The following is a 19,746-nucleotide window of genomic DNA, read 5'->3' on the forward strand; positions in this document are numbered from 1 at the left end:
TCCCATGCCTATTTTTTAATTTTGGTCGGATTTCCAGCGGTGTGGCAGTAATTCTTCTATTTGGGTCACTTTATGCGTCGGCAGCCTTTTCAGCACATCACTTAAATAGGCATACGGATCCAGTCCATTCAGCTTTGCTGACTGGATTAAAGTCATGATATTGGCAGCTCGTTGGCCGCTGCGCAGCGAGCCAGCAAACAGCCAGTTCTTACGTCCCAACGCCCAGGGGCGCATCTGATTTTCAATCCAGTTATTATCTATAGGCAAATTACCATCATCCAGATAGCGGCAGAGTGCCTGCCAACGTTTTAGGCTGTAATTGATCGCCTTGGCGGTGGGAGAACTCGATGGCACTGTCAGATGATGTTGGTTGAGCCATTCATATAGTTGTTGCATCACTGGTTGACTATGCAGTTGTCGGTATTCGCGGCGGTCTTCCGCTGTACCATCGGTCTTTTTCCTGAGTTCTGCTTCTATCGCATACAGTTTCTGAATCATCAGTAATGCCTGTTCAGCGATCTGACTTTTCCCAGTCACATGTAGCTCATGGAATTTACGACGTGCATGCGCCATGCAGCCCACCTCAATGACATCGCCTGATTTAAAGCGTGCTTTATAACCACTGTAATCATCACAGACCAGATGGCCCTGCCAGCCATTCAGGAACTCTTCTGCATGCTGACCTGAACGGCTATCCTGAAAGTCATAGATCACCGCTTGAACTGGATTGTACTGTGTAGTGGCATAGGCCCAGACATAACCTTTCTTCGGTTTTTTCTCATCATCACCCATCCGCATGATGGTGACTGGTGTTTCATCGGCATGGATCACCCGCTGTTGCAGCACCACCTGTTTTAAGGCATTCGCCAGAGGTTCCAGTTCCACACCGCAGCGACCAATCCAGTCAGATAAAGTAGATCTGGACAGATCAATGCCCGCCCGCTGATAGATCAGGCGCTGACGGTACAGCGGCAAATGATCGGCATACTTCGATACCAGCACATGGCTGAGCAGTTCAGGTGAAGCAATGCCTTTATCAATCACATAGGCGGGCATCGCTTGCTGAGTCAGGGTGTCACACTGATCACAGACCCATTTGCCACGCACATGCTGTTCCTTATAGAACTGTGCCGGTCTGAAATGCAGTTTTTCACTGATATCTTCGCCGATACGACGTAACTGGCAGCCACAACTGCATTGGGTTGATGCAGGTTCATGCTCAATACGGATGGTGTGTAGATGATCGGGTAGCAGTCGACGTTTAGGTTTATTGGTTTTGGCTTTCTGTGTCGCTGCATCGGTTTTATCTGCATTCAGCCGCTCCAGTTCCAAATCAACTGCTGCGATATCCTCTTCAACCGCTTCGTCCCACAGATGGATTTGTTTTGCGGTGAGATGTTCGTTTTTACTGCCAAATTTGTGCTGTTTAAATAGTGCGAGCTCATGCTCGTATTTTTGATTGAGAATAGAAAGATGTTGAACTTTAGAATCTAATTGCTGATTGGTGACTTCAAGATGTTGAACTCTGGCATCTAATTGCTGGTTTGATTGTGCTAGAGACTGATGCTGCAGCGCCAACTGTCTGGTGAATTCCAGCAGTTGTTCATGGGTCAGTTGGCTTAAGTCAGGCAGCGTATTCATGACCGCAGTATGCCTGAGGTCATGAAGATAATGAAATAGAACGTTTGGAGGATGGCAGAATGGTCGAGCTTGGTTTAGAGCATATTCACCACTTGCTGCAATCCAATTCTCTGCCAGGGCAAACCTTGGATTAATGCCTGTAACTGTTCCGGGCTGAGGGCCACGGTTTCACCTTGGTGAACTTGAGCCCAGTGAAATTTACCCTGTTCCAAACGCCGGGCACACAGCCAGATGCCCAGTCCATCATGTACCAGCACTTTCATGCGATGGCCACGTTTATTACAGAACAGGTAAGCACAATGCGGTTTGATGTAGCCAAAGGCTCTCACCACCTGAGCCATGGCCGTATCCATACCTGCACGCATGTCCATGGGCTGAGTAGACAACCAGATTTCATCAATGCGGATCATGTTGCAAGTGCCTTGAGTAATTCTGCCAAGGCAGGTATTTCTGATGTCTGCCATTTCAAGCCAATTTCTGCTTTTGAGTGGGGTAAAGTAATTTGAACCGTTAACATGTCAGTAGGAGTAGGATCTAATGGTGCAGAGCAAGATAAGGCAATAAATGCAGGTTTATTCGGTAGTGGTGAGCGATCATTCCCTGGCTTACCATCAATTAAGCGAATCCATTTGGATACAAGATTTGTATTCAATCCATGTTGCAAAGCGACCGAAGCAATTGAAACGTCCGGTGCTTTACAAGCCTGAACGATCTGCTGTTTAAATTCAGCACTGTATGTTCTTCGTTTTTTCGCAAGAGATGCGATGGATGTCTGGTGATTTGTAGTCATAAATTTTAGTCCCCACTAGTTTTTAAGTGGGGACTAAATTAAGGCTTATAGGATGAATTCATAAGGTGTGTTCAGCGGACGCTTACATCCTATTCATGACTCTATCCCATTTTAGCTCCTTACTCATAAATTTTCGTATTTCTATCATCTGTTATGCTTCGCACAAGTAATTGAAGTTAAAAATAAAAAATCTATAATTCTTAAAAACTATAAGAGATTTGAACGAGATATTTCCCTCTTACCACGTTCATTATTAAAAGAAATATATAAGCTCTAATCCGTAAGCGTCCGCTGAATCCCATGCCTATTTTTTAATTTTGGTCGGATTTCCAGCGGTGTGGCAGTAATTCTTCTATTTGGGTCACTTTATGCGTCGGCAGCCTTTTCAGCACATCACTTAAATAGGCATACGGATCCAGTCCATTCAGCTTTGCTGACTGGATTAAAGTCATGATATTGGCAGCTCGTTGGCCGCTGCGCAGCGAGCCAGCAAACAGCCAGTTCTTACGTCCCAACGCCCAGGGGCGCATCTGATTTTCAATCCAGTTATTATCTATAGGCAAATTACCATCATCCAGATAGCGGCAGAGTGCCTGCCAACGTTTTAGGCTGTAATTGATCGCCTTGGCGGTGGGAGAACTCGATGGCACTGTCAGATGATGTTGGTTGAGCCATTCATATAGTTGTTGCATCACTGGTTGACTATGCAGTTGTCGGTATTCGCGGCGGTCTTCCGCTGTACCATCGGTCTTTTTCCTGAGTTCTGCTTCTATCGCATACAGTTTCTGAATCATCAGTAATGCCTGTTCAGCGATCTGACTTTTCCCAGTCACATGTAGCTCATGGAATTTACGACGTGCATGCGCCATGCAGCCCACCTCAATGACATCGCCTGATTTAAAGCGTGCTTTATAACCACTGTAATCATCACAGACCAGATGGCCCTGCCAGCCATTCAGGAACTCTTCTGCATGCTGACCTGAACGGCTATCCTGAAAGTCATAGATCACCGCTTGAACTGGATTGTACTGTGTAGTGGCATAGGCCCAGACATAACCTTTCTTCGGTTTTTTCTCATCATCACCCATCCGCATGATGGTGACTGGTGTTTCATCGGCATGGATCACCCGCTGTTGCAGCACCACCTGTTTTAAGGCATTCGCCAGAGGTTCCAGTTCCACACCGCAGCGACCAATCCAGTCAGATAAAGTAGATCTGGACAGATCAATGCCCGCCCGCTGATAGATCAGGCGCTGACGGTACAGCGGCAAATGATCGGCATACTTCGATACCAGCACATGGCTGAGCAGTTCAGGTGAAGCAATGCCTTTATCAATCACATAGGCGGGCATCGCTTGCTGAGTCAGGGTGTCACACTGATCACAGACCCATTTGCCACGCACATGCTGTTCCTTATAGAACTGTGCCGGTCTGAAATGCAGTTTTTCACTGATATCTTCGCCGATACGACGTAACTGGCAGCCACAACTGCATTGGGTTGATGCAGGTTCATGCTCAATACGGATGGTGTGTAGATGATCGGGTAGCAGTCGACGTTTAGGTTTATTGGTTTTGGCTTTCTGTGTCGCTGCATCGGTTTTATCTGCATTCAGCCGCTCCAGTTCCAAATCAACTGCTGCGATATCCTCTTCAACCGCTTCGTCCCACAGATGGATTTGTTTTGCGGTGAGATGTTCGTTTTTACTGCCAAATTTGTGCTGTTTAAATAGTGCGAGCTCATGCTCGTATTTTTGATTGAGAATAGAAAGATGTTGAACTTTAGAATCTAATTGCTGATTGGTGACTTCAAGATGTTGAACTCTGGCATCTAATTGCTGGTTTGATTGTGCTAGAGACTGATGCTGCAGCGCCAACTGTCTGGTGAATTCCAGCAGTTGTTCATGGGTCAGTTGGCTTAAGTCAGGCAGCGTATTCATGACCGCAGTATGCCTGAGGTCATGAAGATAATGAAATAGAACGTTTGGAGGATGGCAGAATGGTCGAGCTTGGTTTAGAGCATATTCACCACTTGCTGCAATCCAATTCTCTGCCAGGGCAAACCTTGGATTAATGCCTGTAACTGTTCCGGGCTGAGGGCCACGGTTTCACCTTGGTGAACTTGAGCCCAGTGAAATTTACCCTGTTCCAAACGCCGGGCACACAGCCAGATGCCCAGTCCATCATGTACCAGCACTTTCATGCGATGGCCACGTTTATTACAGAACAGGTAAGCACAATGCGGTTTGATGTAGCCAAAGGCTCTCACCACCTGAGCCATGATAGTATCCATCCCTGCTCGCATATCCAGAGGTTGGGTAGAAAGCCAGATTTCATCAATGCGGATCATGTTGCAAGTGCCTTGAGTAATTCTGCTAAAGCAGATATTTCTGATACTTGCCATTTCAAGCCAATTTCTGCTTTTGAGTGGGGTAAAGTAATTTGAACCGTTAACATGTCAGTAGGAGTAGGATCTAATGGTGCAGAGCAGGATAAGGCAATAAATGCAGGTTTATTCGGTAGTGGTGAGCGATCATTCCCTGGCTTACCATCAATTAAGCGAATCCATTTGGATACAAGATTTGTATTCAATCCATGTTGCAAAGCGACCGAAGCAATTGAAACGTCCGGTGCTTTACAAGCCTGAACGATCTGCTGTTTAAATTCAGCACTGTATGTTCTTCGTTTTTTCGCAAGAGATGCGATGGATGTCTGGTGATTTGTAGTCATAAATTTTAGTCCCCACTAGTTTTTAAGTGGGGACTAAATTAAGGCTTATAGGATGAATTCATAAGGTGTGTTCAGCGGACGCTTACTCTAATCCAACATTCTGCTCGTGACAATGCTTATTTCTTTATTCATATCCGTTTATGAGTTTCCGACTCAATTGGATTACTTTGTCGTCAAACGTGATATCAAAATAGAAGAAATAACCAAAATAAGTGCACTGGCTACAAAAGTTATCTGATAACCACTATGGTCAAATAAAATTCCACCCAGTGTTGAACCTAAAGCAATTGCAAGTTGAATCACCGCCACCATTAAACCGCCACCCGCTTCTGCATCATTAGGTAAGGTACGTGCTAACCATCCCCACCACCCCACAGGTGCTGCTGTTGCTAAGAACCCCCATATGCAAAGCATCACTGCAACGACAATCGTCCAAGTTCCAAAAAATACGAGTGACAATGCGATAACAGCCATCATGATAGGAATAACGATCAAAGTTGCATAAAAACGACGCTTCAAGAACGTATTAATTACGGCAGTGCCAATAAATCCCATAATCCCAATACCTAGTAAAATAAGTGACAAGGTCGAAATATCAACTCGGGTTATGGTTTCTAAAAATGGTCGTACATAGGTATAAAGAGAAAACTGTCCCATGAAAAATAAACTGATCGCTAACATACCCATCATAACGACTGGATTACGCAATAACCCCAAAATGGATGATTGCTTTTCTGTTTGACGAGAAGTAGCTGGCATTGAAGGTAAACTCAACCATTGCCAAATAAAAGCGATGATAGCCACAGGAACTAAGCATAAAAATGCACCACGCCAACCAATGATTGAGCCTAGATAACTTCCTAAAGGAGCAGCAATCACCATTGCCAAGGCATTACCACTGTTAAAAATTGCTAATGCTTTAGGAACTTGTGAGCTTGGTACTAATCGCATTGCCATTGCGACTGACATCGACCAAAAACCACCAATCACCAAACCAATCAACGCACGACCTAGCATATAAATTGTATAGTTTTGCGCCAATGCCACGATTGCACCTGAAACTGCCATAATGGCCGTTAAAACTAACAAAAGTGTTTTACGATTCATATCTCCTGCTAAGCGAGAAATCGTCAAACTTGTGATCACAGCAAAAGCACCTGAAATTGCAATTCCCTGTCCAGCCAAACCTTCTGTAATATGAAGATCTGTTGCAATCGGTGTCAGTAAACTCACTGGCATAAACTCTGATGCAATCAAGGCAAAAACACATAAGGTCATTGCAAAAACCCCACTCCAGTAGGCAGGAGCTTCTACGAGGCTTTCTTTTTCTTCAGGGTTAAGCATTGACTATCTCTACTCGAAATTGGAGTAGCAATTATAAAAATAAGGTTCAACTGGAATAAGTAGCTTAAGCCGAATAGAGTTATGTATATAATTCATGAATCATAATAGTATAAACATCGTATTTTTCGCAGTTTTTAGTATTTACACTTTTAAAAAATCAAATAATTTTTATTTAAATACATTATTTTCAATTACTTAAAATACCCACCACCCAATTAATGAATATAAATCATAAGTCTATGCTGTTTTTTTAGGCTAATACTTCTTGGAAAGAATAGATAAACTCCTTTCAATCCCTAAATTTATGAATCATCTTTTTACAGGAAGCTGGAATCATGCAATCACATATAAAGAAATTCCGTAATGCAACTCTAACAGCGACCCTCATTGCCACAATGGGTTTATTTTCTTCAACTTCAACAATGGCGGCAGATATGCCAAAAGATGCAGATAACTTCTATCAAAGTAGTCAGGTCACGATTCAAAAAGTTACGTTTAAAAATCAATACAACATGAATGTTGTCGGTAATTTAGTGATTCCTAAAAATTTAAATAAGAATACTAAAGCTCCTGCAATTATTGTTGGACATCCAATGGGAGCGGTGAAAGAACAAAGCTCAATGCTTTATGCACAGAAATTGGCAGAGCAAGGCTTTATCACTTTAGCAATTGATTTACCTTTCTGGGGCGAAAGTGAGGGACAACCTCGCAACTTAGTTGCCCCTGAACTCTATACAGAAGCCTTTAATGCTGCGGTAGATTATTTAGGCAGTCAAACCTTTATTGATCGTAATCGTATTGGCGTATTAGGTATTTGTGGTAGCGGTAGCTTTGCGATTAGTGCAGCAAAATTAGATCCTCGTTTAAAAGCCATTGCGACTGTTGCAATGTACGACATGGGTGCGGTAACACGTAACGGTTTAAATCACTCCCAGACGCTTGAGCAACGTAAGAAAATGTTAGAAACAGCAGCAGAACAACGTTACTCAGAGTTTCAAGGTAAAGGTAAAGGTAAACAATGGATAAACTATTTACCTAAAACAGTCGATGCCAATAGCGATCCTATTGTAAGTGAATTTCATAACTTTTATCGAACACCACGCGGAGCAGCAATTCCTACGGGCCAGACTTTGGAACAAACTCAAAATAGAGCTTTAACCAGTGAAGTTAGATTTGTGAATTTCTATCCATTTAATGACATAGAAACCATCTCACCTCGCCCAATGCTTTTTATTACTGGTGATCAAGCGCATTCCAAAGAGTTTAGTGAAGATGCCTATAAACGTGCTGGTGAGCCTAAAGAGTTGTACTACGTTAAGGGTGCAGGACACGTTGATCTATATGATCGAGTTGATGTTATCCCTTTTAACAAATTAACTGACTTCTTTACTAAAAACTTGAAGTAATCTTCAGTTTAGCCAAGTTGTGCTGACTCAAACCAACTTGGCATTTTTTAATTGAAAGTCCATATTATTGCCCAACCATGATGAGAACGAAAAATAAAGTTAGCCTTATTCTGATTACATTAGGCAGATTTTTACCATCTGTACTACTTTACATCGTCCCCAATTTGGACACTTTGAATAGCCACTGATTTTGTAGACACCTTTTAATTAGTGGTGGACTGCCACTACTCTCCTAGACAAATTTAGCCTTTTCCTAAAACCTTTTTAGTAGGAAAATATGCATTCATAGCTAGGTTCATGAACCAAATATTTTATAAGTTATCACTTTAGTGCGCTAAGTAATTAAATTTATTGTTTATTAAACATAAATTTAATTGTGAACTAGATTCTAGGTGAACATAAGTTAAATTGAGTACATGATACTTTAAGTTCATTAATATTGATATAAAGTAACTTTTATCTTATTTACAGTCAAGATGAATAGCCATTTTATCGTACTGCTCCCCATATTCTAGACACGAGATAGCTTCATTTTGTAGCTGCCCCCAAATGCATCTGGGCTAATTCCATCAAGGTGCGAATAGCGCCTAATCCGATTGTAAAACATCTCGATATAATCAAACATATCTGCACGTGCCATTTCGCGTGTTTTATAGATCCACTTTTTAATTCTTTCCTCCCTTAATTTGCTAAAAAAAGATTCAGCAACGGCTTGCAACTACTTATGCTGGGATAAGAAAGCCCCCTACTAGAACTTCTGGTTAAGTAGTAGGAGTATATCGATACAGTTAGTGAGACTATAAAGGCTGGAAGATTTTTTGTAACGTTTTAATGAACCAATTACGAGCCTCTAAGTCATTATGGTGGTTATACCAGTTGGCACTCACATTAAAAGACTTTACAGTAAATGGTAATTCAAAAATATTAACTTCACTATTTTGCATGTACACTTGTGCCGCGCGTGAAGGTAAAGTAACGAGTAATTCAGAGTTAGTTACTACATTTTGTAATACACTGAAATGCGGTACTTCTAGCGTGATATTTCGTTTCAAGCCAAGTTCTTTCAACCTTTGATCAATTTCCATATGCCCAGTAGATGATTTAATGGCTACATGTGTTTCTTTTAAATATTGTTCTAAACTCAAATGATCTTCGAGACGTGGATGCTGTTTATGGGCAATGCACATATATCTCTCTTCAAATAAATTACGTGATTCTATTTTTGGCATGACTGTATAGCTACTATTAAACACAGCAACATCTAAAAAACCTTCAATCAACCATGTTTCCACTTGATCTGAGCGAATTTCTTCAATTTCAATTTTTATAAATGGCGCTTCTTTGGATAAATATTGAATTAGAGATGGTAATAAACAAATTTCACCTAAATCCGAAAGACCTAAACGAAAGGTTCGGTTTGAGGTTTTTGGATCGAAATATTGTGTTGCTGAGATGGCAGTTTCTATTTGATCAATAGACTGACTGAAACTTGGATATAACATCTGAGCTAACTTGGTTGGTTTGACGCCAAATTTATCGCGTTCAAACAAGGGATCATTGAGGAATTTACGCAGACGATTGAGATTGTAGGTAACGGAAGGCTGACTTAAATTAAGTTTTTCAGCAGCATGACTAATATTTTTTGTTTCATAGATGATAATAAAAACTTTAATAAGACTTAGATCTATCAATTTTAATATTCCAAATATAAATCAGGGAGGCTACAACACTCCCTTAATCAATCATTGAGCTTGTACAATTTCAGCTTTTGATTTTTTTTGTTTCAGATAATAGTTAATCATTGAAACACTAATCACGGCAATCATACATGGAATGGCAAGAGCAATAAAATTATAAGTGAGCGGTAAACTCAAACTGAGCAACCAACCACATAAGATTGGACCTAAAATCGCACCTAAACGCCCTACACCCAAGGCCATACCTAAACCAGTCGCACGAATATTGGAAGAATAGTATTGTGACATATATGCCAGTAATAAAATCTGCCCACCAATTGAAGCCGCCCCAGCAACAGCAATACACATGTAAAGAATGAAAGTCGGCAGACTATAGCTGAGTAAGAACAAGGCAATTGCGCCGCTAGCAAATAAAGTGCATAGCACCTTGGCTAAATTAAAACGGTCTGCCAGATATCCACCAAAAATTGCACCTAACATGCCACCAATATTCAATGCAAAAAGGAAAACTAAACTGGTGGATAAATCATATCCTGCCTCAACCATCAGTTTTGGTAACCAGTTGCCTAATGCATAAACCAGAATTAAAGCCATAAATACGCTGGTCCAGAAAAGTAAGGTCACAGAACCCCGGTTTTCTGCAAATAAATCTTTTACAGGTGATTTCGAAACTGCTTGATTCTCATTATGCAAGCTAATCTGCATTTGGTTGTTATAAGTGAGGCTGTTATCAATTTGTTTAAGAATTTTAAATGCCTCCTCTGTATTTTTACGTCTGACCAAATAATCAATTGATTCCGGTAACAGATACCAAATCAACGGCAATAATAGCAGTGGTAAGCCTCCCATCATAAACATGATTTTCCAGCCAAATTGTGGCACTAACCAGATCCCTAATAGCGCAGAACACATTCCACCCACAGCATAGCCGCTAAACATCAGTGAAACGAGCGTGGCACGTAATTTTTTCGGTGCGTATTCAGTCATCAAGGCAATGACATTCGGCATCACCCCACCGAGACCAAGTCCCGCTAGAAAGCGAAAGATACCAAAGCTTTGCGGATTAGTTGCATAGCTACATGACAGGGTAAAGCCACTGAAAAATATGATACATAGTACAATTAGTTTTTTACGGCTAAACCCGTAGCTTTCTAACTTATCGCTAAGACTGCCAAAAATAATTGCACCAAACATCATGCCGAATAAAGCAACACTTCCTAGAAAACCGGCAGTGATGGTATCAATTTGCCATTCCTGCATGAGTTTTGGTAACGCTACACCGTAAATTACTAGATCATAACCATCAAAAATAATAATCAATGCACTAAGCAGAATCACACGCCAGTGAATTGGTTTCAATCGAGCATGATCTATAATTTCATTAGCATTAATATTTGGCATAACTGACCTCCCTGGTCAAAACATTGTGCATTTTTTTGTTTTGATTCCTAAACTTAATCCGCTATTATTGCTAGCTGCTGTAACTGTTGCTGCAATGATGCTGCGGCTGTTTCAATATCCTGCTCAAGTGAATGCTGCCACAACCAATCAAATCGATGCGTTAAGTGGGCACCAATCTCTTTAAAACTTGGATATTGAGGTGAAGAAAGTTCGTAAATTTCACCTGATTCATGAGAGGTATTTTGGACTTGTACAGCACGCTCTAAACGTACTTGCTCATAAATTCCGGAAACTAATTTTATCGTTTCATGTGTCAGCTTTTGATTGGCAAGCAAATTTGCTAAAATTAATGCATCTTCTAATCCTTGCCCAGCACCAGCACCTTGATGTGGTAACATGGCATGAGCAGCATCACCGATCACAATCACATTTTCTGTCTTATTCTTATAGGTTTTTAAGGGGTGAATTTCATGCAGTGCCCATAGGGTTGGAGCTTCAATTAAATTTAGTAATGCCTGACAACTATCGCTCCAATCTGTGAAATCATCCAGCATTTCCTGTTTGGAAACTGATCTGGTCCAAGGCGTATTTTCTGGTAAGACTGTTTGTGTACGGTCAGACTTAAACGCGACGATATTGATTTCTTCACCTTGGCGAATTGGGAAAGTTAAAATATGTTTATCCTTGCCTAGTAGCATTTGTGGAACGTCAGCCAATTCTAGATCATTATCGAGTTCTTTGATGGCCTGCTGAAAATCCTTAAATTTAATAATACCTCTATATGCCCAAGTACCAGAAAATTGAGCAGCAACACGTGGAAGTTGATGTGAATCAAGCACATGATCACGTACTACTGAACGAATACCATCACAGCCAATTACAAAGTCACATTCAATCTCTTGTCCATCTGCAAAAGTAATTTTTACCTGATCACTGGTGGCATTTATTTCATGTAAACGCTTATTAAAATGTACATTTGATGACGGTACGAGAGGTATTAAAGAGTCCAAAAAGTCTGCGCGATGAACAGAAGATTGCCCTACATTTGGTGCGACAGAGGCTGATAAATATTCATCTGTATAGCCATTCCGCCATTGAAACCAAATATCGGTATAGGGTGCTTTTACTTTATCAGCAATAGCCTCGTATTCTTTACCTAGACCCAATAAATGGATTGCTTCAACAGCATTCGCACCAAAAGAAATTCCTGCACCAATTTCAGAAAATTGTGGAGCAGATTCATAAAGATGGACGTCAAGATGGCGTAGCTTAACTAACTGAGTTGTAAGTGCTAATCCAGCAATACCACCACCAATCACAGCAACTTTAATTTTTCTATCCATTTAAGCATTCCTTACTAGTTTTATCTGAATTTTTATCATTCTCCATTTTTAATGTTTAATCCAATTTATATTTTTTACCTTATACTATTTAATTTTTTGATATTAATAATTTATTAGTACATAACTAACATAAAAATTAGGAAGACCTAATTTAAGTTTTAACTTAAATTTTAATAGGATATGAAGTTTAAATTATAGAAACTTGCTTTGTACACGACAAATTTCACAGAACCCTTATCCTATCAGGATTCTGCTTTCTTAAAATTGCCAAAATTTCCTTAAACTCTTCTTTTTTCCCAAAACCAATTAAACGCTGAATCGCCATTTGAACATAGTCTAAACCATAGCGAAATAAACTCATTGAGAGTCGTCCATGCTTCTTTATTATTATCGCTTTTTTTTGATTATGTTGCCATTCACCCGTTAAGTAACACCAACAGAAGCTTATAGCTAACACCGCAATCAATTTTTTCACTCGTCTAGGGTCTGTCAAGCGCGTATTTTCAAGATTAAACCCGCGTCCTTTGAGACAACTGAATAAGGTTTCAATTTCCCAGCGTAATGCATAATCCTGAATAGCATTGGCATTAAACTGAGGAGAAACGACGAGTAAAAGCTCTCCATTTTCTAACTGTAGTGCACTTATATATAGTTTCACCCGACCAACCAAAATCCGTCGTTTACGACATTCAATTTGACCAACTTTAAGATGGCGAAATAAATCACTAATTTTATGATTCTTTCCTAAATGATTGGTGACAATGAAGTTTTTTTAACACGAATGCAGAAGTTGATGTCTTGTTCAATTAACCATGTAAACCACTGCTCACCGATAAACTCTCTGTCTGCGAACACATTCACAATACGGTCTTTACCAAAAATGGCTATAAAGCGTTGAATCAAAGCAATACGCTCTTTCGTATCTGAATTTCCACGTTTATTAAGCAATGTCCAAAGGATAGGTATCGCTATTCCACGATAAACGATTGCGAGCATCAGGATATTAATATTTCGTTTTCCCCATTTCCAATTGGTTCTATCTAAAGTCAGTTGCACTTGGTCGAATGAAAACATATTGAAAATCAACTGAGAAATTTGACGATAATCAAAATACTGACCTGCAAAGAAGCGCTGCATACGTCGATAAAATGATTGTGGTAAGCACTTGATGGGCAAGGCTTTAGATGCAGAAGAAAGATTACATGTTTGCTTTAAAATGATCACAAGCATGATGAGCGCAAAGCACTTTAAATGTGACTTGTTCCATTTTAGAGATTTGTTTAAGATAAGATATAACTCATTGAGATGTGTCATAGTATTCGTCGTTAGAAAACAATTATTGTGACATTATTTCAATGAGTTATCTATTTTTGTCGTGTACAGAGAGAAACTTGTTAAGTAATGATCTTTTATAATTGATTAAATTATAAAATATTTTTCAAAAAAATACTCTAAAGGTATTTTTATAGAGTTAAATAGTATTCTGATTGATTAAGGTTTTTCAGCTATATTAATATTAATTAACAGCATATGAAATCAAAATAAACTGGCAGTTTGTCTTTTAGATGATCATCATATAAAAGTCAGTTCGCATGATAAGGACATTACTATGCAGCTTACGAATAGTGCTTGGAAAGATATAAAGCAAAATTTTTATAAATTTGGAATATTGCCAGATTCATTTGATGAAAACACCCCTTTTGTTCGAGCCTGGAGACTGGCCAAAGCTTCTGGGTTGGATCCTAATACAAAAATATCAGCATTAAGTAAGCTTGGTCTAGAAAGACTAAACAAAAGTGAAAAGGTTTTGGCAGAGTTCATTACGCCTGTTATTCATGACATTTGGAAGCTATTCAGCCAGCAGGATATTTGTGTTTTTTTCATCAATGAAAATTATAAAATTATTGCCGAAAAACATGCTGACAATGATCCTCAAAGCTATTATTTTTTACAACAAGGGCAAATTGTTGAACCATCACGCTTTGGTGCAATTGCACCAGTTTGCAGTATTTTATCTAAAAAGCCGGTCATCATGACTGGTCATGAACATTATCTAAATGAATTTTCCGAGTATTCTTGTGCTTCAGTTCCTGTATTTAATGGTGAAGGACAAATATTAGGTGCTATTGATACCACATCTAAACATGGACTTTTAGCAAGTAACTGGTTTCGACATTTACTCTATCAAAGCCATGTTTTAGAAAATAATTATATTCGTAACAACTGCAGATCCAATGAAAAAACTATTGCTTTTCAGCACTCTAATGATTTACTAGATACGGCTTATGCTGGGCTCATTGTAATTAATGAAGCTGGTCGAATTATCAAGGCAAATCAAATGGCTCTTAAGCTATTAAATATTGAATTTGATCAAATTTATCACTCGTATTTATCTGATTTTTTTATTATTCAGCATAATTTTCAAGACATTTTAGATCATAAAAACCTTTTGATTCAAAGCAGAGATAATGCTTATTTTTATGCTAGTTTGAATGGGGGGAAAATAAGTTATCAAAACTTCGAAAACACTCTTCCTTCCCAAAATCAACAAGTAAATACAGCTGTTAAAGCACTGCTAGCTGATATTCCTGTGCTGATTACAGGCGAAACAGGTACTGGAAAAGATTACGTTACCCGCCAAATTCATGAACGATTTTCATCGAACATCCCTCTCATTTCAATCAACTGCGGAGCAATACCTGAAAACCTAATAGAGTCCGAGCTTTTTGGTTATGAAGAAGGCGCATATACAGGTGCTAAAAATAAAGGGCAAAAAGGTCTCATTGAATTAGCCCATGATGGTATTTTATTTTTAGATGAAATAGGTGAAATGCCGATGCATTTGCAAGTCAAACTATTAAGGGTATTACAAGATCAAATGTTCTACAGAGTTGGCGGGCGTACACCCATTAAATCCAATTTTAAATTAATTTGTGCGACCAATCAAAATCTGAAAAATTTAATCGAAGCTAAATTATTTAGAAGTGACCTCTATTATCGACTACAAGGTTTTGAAATATACTTAAAACCATTGCGTGAACGTATTGATAAAACTTCAGTTTTTCACCATATTTTAAAGTCTCAGAATATTGCACACTGGGATAGTTCTATTGAACATGCTTTTAATAATTATCATTGGCCTGGAAATATTCGGGAATTGATAAATGTAGTTAAAGTTTCCAAGCTGTATATTCAAAATCAAAAATTAGAACAATTGATTTTACCCAAACTGCCTGCTTATTGTTTAACTCAATTAGGAGAAAAGAAAGAATTGAAACTGGATGACATCATTAAAGAACAAATACAATACGTTATAAATGAAGAAAACGGCAATATTTCTAAAGTTGCAAAACGCCTGAAAATCTCACGAACGACTATATATAAATATATTAATCTCCTCTGATTTTATTCTTTATTCTTTACTAAGAGGTTTAGGTAAAAAAACGGCAAATTTGCCGTTTTTTTATAATTTTAAAGTGTCCAAAATATGGACAATGAATATTCAAAAATTGTTAATTAATTGGACAACCCCTTATTCGTGAATAAAATAAAACACTAAATAACAAATACTTATAATTTGGCATGCATAATGCAATCATCCCATATGTACAAAATTCAATGAATGAATTTAACGTATGAACATGGAGATAAAAGTAATGCCCTTTTTAGATCATATTTTATGGAATAAAAAAGTTTTTAATGGTCAATGGTCAGATGCAAGCAAATCATATGATGTTATTGATAAAGCGTCATCCAATATACTCGGACAAATTGGCTGCGCAGATGCAAATTCTGTATCTGCTTCATCAGTCATCGCGAAGAATAAGCAAATTGCTTGGTGGCAAAAAACGTATTTAGATCGCCAAAATATTTTTGAAAATGCAGTAAAAGTTGCGCAAGAAAATCAAAATGAAATTATAGATTGGCTGATGAAAGAAAGTGGATCTTTGAGAATGAAAGCTGCATTTGAAACGCAGATTACCATTCAGATTCTTAAAAATTGTATTTCTTTGCCGACGACTGAACAAGGTCAAGTCTTACCCTCTACTAATGGGAAATTAAGCATTGCGAGACGCTTTCCTTTAGGTGTTGTTGGGGTAATTTCCCCTTTTAACTTCCCCCTTTATCTGGCGATGCGTGCTGTAGCTCCAGCTTTAGCCTTGGGTAATGCCGTCATTTTAAAACCTGATGAACGCACAGCAGTATGTGGCGGAATGATTATTGCCCGTATCTTTGAACTAGCTGGACTACCCGAAGGACTTTTGCATGTATTACCTGGTGGTGCCGATGTAGGTGAAGCAATGACCCTAGATAAAAATATTGCGAGCATTCAATTCACAGGCTCAACGGCAGTTGGAAAAATTATTGCGGAGAATGCTGCTAAAACTCTGAAAAAGGTTTCTCTGGAATTAGGTGGTAAAAACTCTCTTATTATTCTTGATGATGCAAATATAGAAACTGCAGCAGCAAATATTGCTTGGGGGGCTTTTCTGCATTCTGGTCAAATTTGTATGACGTCAGGCAAAATTTTAATTCATGAATCAATTTATAAAAAAGTAAAAAATCGAATCATTGAAAAAGTTCTAGATTATTCAGTAGGCAGCCCTCTAGATGAGTCAACCATTATTGGCCCTTTGATTGATGTAAAACAGGCTAATCGTGTGATTCAGTTGGTTAAAAATGCTGTTCAACATGGTGCCAAACTAGAAATTGGAGGAACTGCAGATGGAGTTTTTGTTCAGCCAACAGTTCTATCAGATGTCGATAAAAGTAATCCAATATTTTCAGAAGAAATTTTCGGACCTGTTGCTGTTCTTATTCCATTTTCAACAGATGAAGAGGCTATAGCTCTTGCCAATGAAGGTGATTACGGTTTATCAGCTGGGATTATTACCTCCAATGCTGGACGTGGTATCAGTCTCGGACAACAGCTCCATGTTGGTTTGCTGCACATTAATGACCAAACAGTGAATGATGAAACGCTAAATCCTTTTGGTGGATTTGGTGCATCTGGTAATGGAACACGTATTGGTGGACCTGCAAATATTGATGAATTTACACAATGGCAATGGATGACCATTCAATCACAAGCACCACTTTATCCACTTTAATTTAATAAAGCTATTTACAAAATATAAGGAAATTCAAATGAACCAATCACTTAAAATTACAGCTGCAGTCATTGAAGCAAAAGGTACTGACTTTAAATTGCAAGAGCTAGAAATCCGTCCGCCCGTAGAAGATGAAGTTTTAGTTAAAATTGTCGCTACTGGCATGTGCCATACAGATTTAATTGTACGTGACCAATACTACCCTGTCCCATTGCCTGCAGTACTTGGGCATGAAGGTGCAGGTGTTATTCAAGCTATCGGACCAAATGTCAAAGATTTAGCAGTTGGTGATCATGTTGTGCTGAGCTATGGTTATTGTGGCAAATGTAATTCCTGTAATACCGGTAATCCAGCTTATTGCATTGAGTTTTTTGGACGTAATTTTGGTGGGACTGATTTATATGGACATACTGCGATTTGCACTCATGATCACCAGCCTGTTCATGACCATTTCTTTGCCCAATCTTCTTTTGCCACATTGGCTTTAAGCCGTGAAAATAATGCTGTAAAAGTCGATAAATCGGCACCCCTTGAACTACTTGGACCTTTAGGGTGTGGTATTCAAACTGGGGCTGGCTCTTCAATCAATGTATTAAAAGTTACACCAGCGAGCAGCTTTGTCACCTGGGGAACTGGTGCAGTTGGCTTAAGCGCATTATTAGCAGCTAAAGTTTGTGGTGCGTCAACAATTATTGCTGTGGATATTGTTGATTCACGTTTGGAATTGGCCAAAGAACTTGGTGCTACCCACGTTATTAATAGCAAACTGGTTAATCCTGTAGAAGAGATTAAAAAAATAACAGGTGGTGGAGTTAATTTTGCGCTGGAATCTACTGGTCGTCCAGAAATCTTAAAACAAGGTATAGATGCATTAGGGCTTTTAGGCAAAATTGCTGTTGTCGGTGCACCACCTTTGGGTACAAATGCTGAATTTGACGTTAATGATCTACTTTTAGGTGGAAAATCAATTGTTGGCGTAGTTGAAGGTAGCAGCGCACCGAAAAAATTTATTCCTGAACTTGTTCGTCTTTATCAACAAGGTCTATTTCCATTTGACAAATTAGTTAAATTTTATCGTTTTGATGAAATTAACCAAGCTGCAATTGATAGTTCAACAGGTACTACCTTGAAACCTATTATTCGTATTCAAGAATAATTTAAGTAAATCAAGTATTAAGCAACTGGGCAGTTTCATCTTTCAAACTGCCTTTAAATATGGAGATCTAAATCAATGAAAAATTTGAATCCACAATTGGCTTCATTCTTTATAGCCTTAGAGCAGAATGAAGTACCACCTTTTGACATAGGTACAGTTGATCAACCAAATATTGCAGCAATGCGTCAATGGTATTTGAATTTTGGTCCGCAAGTTGGTGGTGAAGTAAAGCCAATGCATGATGTATTTGATACTTATGCTGATGCACGCGATCAGACGTCAATTCCGTTACGTGTTTACAAGCCCTCAGCACAGAAAAAGGCCCCTGCTGTTATCTATTTTCATGGCGGTGGCTGGCTCATGGGCGATTTAAATAGCCATGATAAAGTCTGTCGAAATATTGCTACTGTCACACAATCAAATGTCATTGCAGTACACTATAGTTTAGCCCCTGAAGCACCTTATCCGACTCCAATATTTGATGCAATTGATGCTGTTAATTGGATTTTTTCCCACCATCCAGAGTTAGATATCGACCCTAACAATATTGCATTAGCTGGTGATAGTGCTGGTGGAAATTTAGTAGCCGCTGTTGCCCTCGCATTACGTGATAAGCAGCAATATTCACCAACTTGCCAGATTCTCATTTATCCTTGTTTAGATTTGAATACAATTAAGAATGATAAAAATCATTCATTTAAAGTCAATGCATTGAACCCACCATTAACAGCAGATCAGATGAGTATTATGATGAAGATCTATCTGCAAGACATTAAAAAAGCTGAAGAATGGATGGCTTCACCAATCAAAGCAACGTCACATGAGAATCTGCCTCCAGCACTGATATTAACTGCATCTTTAGATCCTCTCAGAGATGATGGCATCCAATATGCTGAATTGCTAAGCAAGTCAGGTGTGGATGTACTTCATCGTAATTATGCAGGTTTAGTGCATGGTTTCTTTGAAATGGCTGGAGTTCTCGACACGGTACAAGACAGTCTGAACTTAATTGCTGATTGGGTTACTTTATTTCAACGTAAATAAATTTACGATTCACATTTAATTCTCACCTATATTCGGCGGAATTTATTTCTGCTGAAGGTGGGGTTTGTCCAAAATTTAGAGTTAAG

Annotated in this window: 16 protein-coding genes and 1 pseudogene; 5 read left to right on the forward strand and 12 right to left on the reverse strand. The window is 39.0% G+C overall.

Features of this window, described 5'->3' with window-relative positions:
• Positions 1-15: 15 nt before the first annotated feature.
• The 7 genes from tnpC (AC5EUN_RS07750) to AC5EUN_RS07780 form a co-directional block, all read right to left on the reverse strand.
• Positions 16-1,641 (reverse strand): IS66 family transposase, encoded by a 1,626-nt coding sequence (tnpC, locus tag AC5EUN_RS07750; RefSeq protein ID WP_493352236.1) that lies wholly within the window; start codon positions 1,639-1,641, stop codon positions 16-18.
• 74 nt (positions 1,642-1,715) lie between these two features.
• On the reverse strand, positions 1,716-2,051 hold the full coding sequence (gene tnpB / locus AC5EUN_RS07755) for an IS66 family insertion sequence element accessory protein TnpB (RefSeq protein ID WP_068523813.1): 336 nt from the start codon (positions 2,049-2,051) through the stop codon (positions 1,716-1,718).
• Positions 2,048-2,431, reverse strand: coding sequence for an IS66-like element accessory protein TnpA (tnpA, locus tag AC5EUN_RS07760; protein ID WP_034589178.1), 384 nt, complete (start codon positions 2,429-2,431; stop codon positions 2,048-2,050). The genes tnpB (AC5EUN_RS07755) and tnpA (AC5EUN_RS07760) overlap by 4 nt, the downstream gene beginning before the upstream one ends.
• Positions 2,432-2,742: 311 nt before the next feature.
• Positions 2,743-4,368 (reverse strand): IS66 family transposase, encoded by a 1,626-nt coding sequence (gene tnpC / locus AC5EUN_RS07765; protein ID WP_493352236.1) that lies wholly within the window; start codon positions 4,366-4,368, stop codon positions 2,743-2,745.
• A gap of 74 nt (positions 4,369-4,442) precedes the next feature.
• Positions 4,443-4,778, reverse strand: a complete 336-nt coding sequence (tnpB, locus tag AC5EUN_RS07770) for an IS66 family insertion sequence element accessory protein TnpB (protein ID WP_413131288.1) — start codon at positions 4,776-4,778, stop codon at positions 4,443-4,445.
• Positions 4,775-5,158 (reverse strand): IS66-like element accessory protein TnpA, encoded by a 384-nt coding sequence (gene tnpA, locus AC5EUN_RS07775; RefSeq protein WP_004762545.1) that lies wholly within the window; start codon positions 5,156-5,158, stop codon positions 4,775-4,777. The genes tnpB (AC5EUN_RS07770) and tnpA (AC5EUN_RS07775) overlap by 4 nt, the downstream gene beginning before the upstream one ends.
• A gap of 162 nt (positions 5,159-5,320) precedes the next feature.
• Positions 5,321-6,502: an MFS transporter gene (locus AC5EUN_RS07780; protein ID WP_493352237.1), complete on the reverse strand. Its 1,182-nt coding sequence runs from the start codon at positions 6,500-6,502 to the stop codon at positions 5,321-5,323.
• A 335-nt stretch (positions 6,503-6,837) separates the two neighbouring features.
• Between AC5EUN_RS07780 and AC5EUN_RS07785 the strand changes: the two genes are divergently transcribed.
• On the forward strand, positions 6,838-7,908 hold the full coding sequence (locus AC5EUN_RS07785) for an alpha/beta hydrolase (RefSeq protein WP_493352238.1): 1,071 nt from the start codon (positions 6,838-6,840) through the stop codon (positions 7,906-7,908).
• A gap of 511 nt (positions 7,909-8,419) precedes the next feature.
• Here the strand turns inward: AC5EUN_RS07785 and AC5EUN_RS07790 are convergent.
• The 5 genes and pseudogenes from AC5EUN_RS07790 to AC5EUN_RS07810 all read right to left on the reverse strand — a co-directional run.
• Positions 8,420-8,620: pseudogene (locus AC5EUN_RS07790) on the reverse strand (IS3 family transposase); the annotation flags it as partial.
• A gap of 85 nt (positions 8,621-8,705) precedes the next feature.
• Positions 8,706-9,596, reverse strand: a complete 891-nt coding sequence (locus AC5EUN_RS07795; protein ID WP_025465771.1) for a LysR family transcriptional regulator — start codon at positions 9,594-9,596, stop codon at positions 8,706-8,708.
• A 54-nt stretch (positions 9,597-9,650) separates the two neighbouring features.
• Complete coding sequence (locus AC5EUN_RS07800) at positions 9,651-11,006, reverse strand: MFS transporter (protein WP_001132921.1); 1,356 nt, start codon at positions 11,004-11,006, stop codon at positions 9,651-9,653.
• Positions 11,007-11,059: 53 nt separating this feature from the next.
• Positions 11,060-12,349 carry a salicylate 1-monooxygenase gene (salA, locus tag AC5EUN_RS07805; protein WP_000375182.1) on the reverse strand — a complete coding sequence of 430 codons (1,290 nt, stop codon included), beginning with the start codon at positions 12,347-12,349 and terminating at the stop codon, positions 11,060-11,062.
• A 223-nt stretch (positions 12,350-12,572) separates the two neighbouring features.
• Positions 12,573-13,663 (reverse strand): IS4-like element ISAba1 family transposase gene (locus AC5EUN_RS07810; protein ID WP_100222571.1). Its coding sequence is split into 2 segments (ribosomal slippage): positions 12,573-13,123 and positions 13,123-13,663, totalling 1,092 coding nucleotides; the frame shifts between segments, so codons are not numbered across the junction.
• Positions 13,664-13,958: 295 nt separating this feature from the next.
• Here AC5EUN_RS07810 and AC5EUN_RS07815 point away from each other — a divergent pair.
• From AC5EUN_RS07815 to AC5EUN_RS07830, 4 genes are all read left to right on the forward strand, one after another.
• The gene (locus AC5EUN_RS07815) at positions 13,959-15,752 is read left to right on the forward strand and encodes a sigma-54-dependent Fis family transcriptional regulator (protein WP_001177620.1); all 1,794 of its coding nucleotides are present in this window, start codon (positions 13,959-13,961) and stop codon (positions 15,750-15,752) included.
• 253 nt (positions 15,753-16,005) lie between these two features.
• Entirely contained in the window at positions 16,006-17,460 is a 1,455-nt protein-coding gene (locus tag AC5EUN_RS07820) for a benzaldehyde dehydrogenase (RefSeq protein WP_109426799.1), read from the forward strand.
• Positions 17,461-17,497: 37 nt separating this feature from the next.
• Positions 17,498-18,616: an NAD(P)-dependent alcohol dehydrogenase gene (locus AC5EUN_RS07825; RefSeq protein WP_493352239.1), complete on the forward strand. Its 1,119-nt coding sequence runs from the start codon at positions 17,498-17,500 to the stop codon at positions 18,614-18,616.
• 75 nt (positions 18,617-18,691) lie between these two features.
• Positions 18,692-19,660, forward strand: a complete 969-nt coding sequence (locus AC5EUN_RS07830) for an alpha/beta hydrolase (protein ID WP_493352240.1) — start codon at positions 18,692-18,694, stop codon at positions 19,658-19,660.
• Positions 19,661-19,746 lie beyond the last annotated feature (86 nt).

Source organism: Acinetobacter sp. CAU_H_S170_2, from assembly GCF_058890445.1.

What these genes read in the sequence shown, in the direction of transcription:
- AC5EUN_RS07815 (WP_001177620.1), top strand. Translation starts at nt 13,959, where the DNA reads ATGCAGCTTACGAATAGTGCTTGGAAAGATATAAAGCAAAATTTTTAT.
- tnpB (WP_413131288.1), bottom strand. Translation starts at nt 4,778, where the DNA reads ATGATCCGCATTGATGAAATCTGGCTTTCTACCCAACCTCTGGATATG.
- AC5EUN_RS07820 (WP_109426799.1), top strand. Translation starts at nt 16,006, where the DNA reads ATGCCCTTTTTAGATCATATTTTATGGAATAAAAAAGTTTTTAATGGT.
- AC5EUN_RS07785 (WP_493352238.1), top strand. Translation starts at nt 6,838, where the DNA reads ATGCAATCACATATAAAGAAATTCCGTAATGCAACTCTAACAGCGACC.
- AC5EUN_RS07830 (WP_493352240.1), top strand. Translation starts at nt 18,692, where the DNA reads ATGAAAAATTTGAATCCACAATTGGCTTCATTCTTTATAGCCTTAGAG.
- tnpC (WP_493352236.1), bottom strand. Translation starts at nt 1,641, where the DNA reads ATGAATACGCTGCCTGACTTAAGCCAACTGACCCATGAACAACTGCTG.
- AC5EUN_RS07825 (WP_493352239.1), top strand. Translation starts at nt 17,498, where the DNA reads ATGAACCAATCACTTAAAATTACAGCTGCAGTCATTGAAGCAAAAGGT.
- tnpB (WP_068523813.1), bottom strand. Translation starts at nt 2,051, where the DNA reads ATGATCCGCATTGATGAAATCTGGTTGTCTACTCAGCCCATGGACATG.
- AC5EUN_RS07800 (WP_001132921.1), bottom strand. Translation starts at nt 11,006, where the DNA reads ATGCCAAATATTAATGCTAATGAAATTATAGATCATGCTCGATTGAAA.
- tnpC (WP_493352236.1), bottom strand. Translation starts at nt 4,368, where the DNA reads ATGAATACGCTGCCTGACTTAAGCCAACTGACCCATGAACAACTGCTG.
- AC5EUN_RS07780 (WP_493352237.1), bottom strand. Translation starts at nt 6,502, where the DNA reads ATGCTTAACCCTGAAGAAAAAGAAAGCCTCGTAGAAGCTCCTGCCTAC.
- tnpA (WP_004762545.1), bottom strand. Translation starts at nt 5,158, where the DNA reads ATGACTACAAATCACCAGACATCCATCGCATCTCTTGCGAAAAAACGA.
- salA (WP_000375182.1), bottom strand. Translation starts at nt 12,349, where the DNA reads ATGGATAGAAAAATTAAAGTTGCTGTGATTGGTGGTGGTATTGCTGGA.
- tnpA (WP_034589178.1), bottom strand. Translation starts at nt 2,431, where the DNA reads ATGACTACAAATCACCAGACATCCATCGCATCTCTTGCGAAAAAACGA.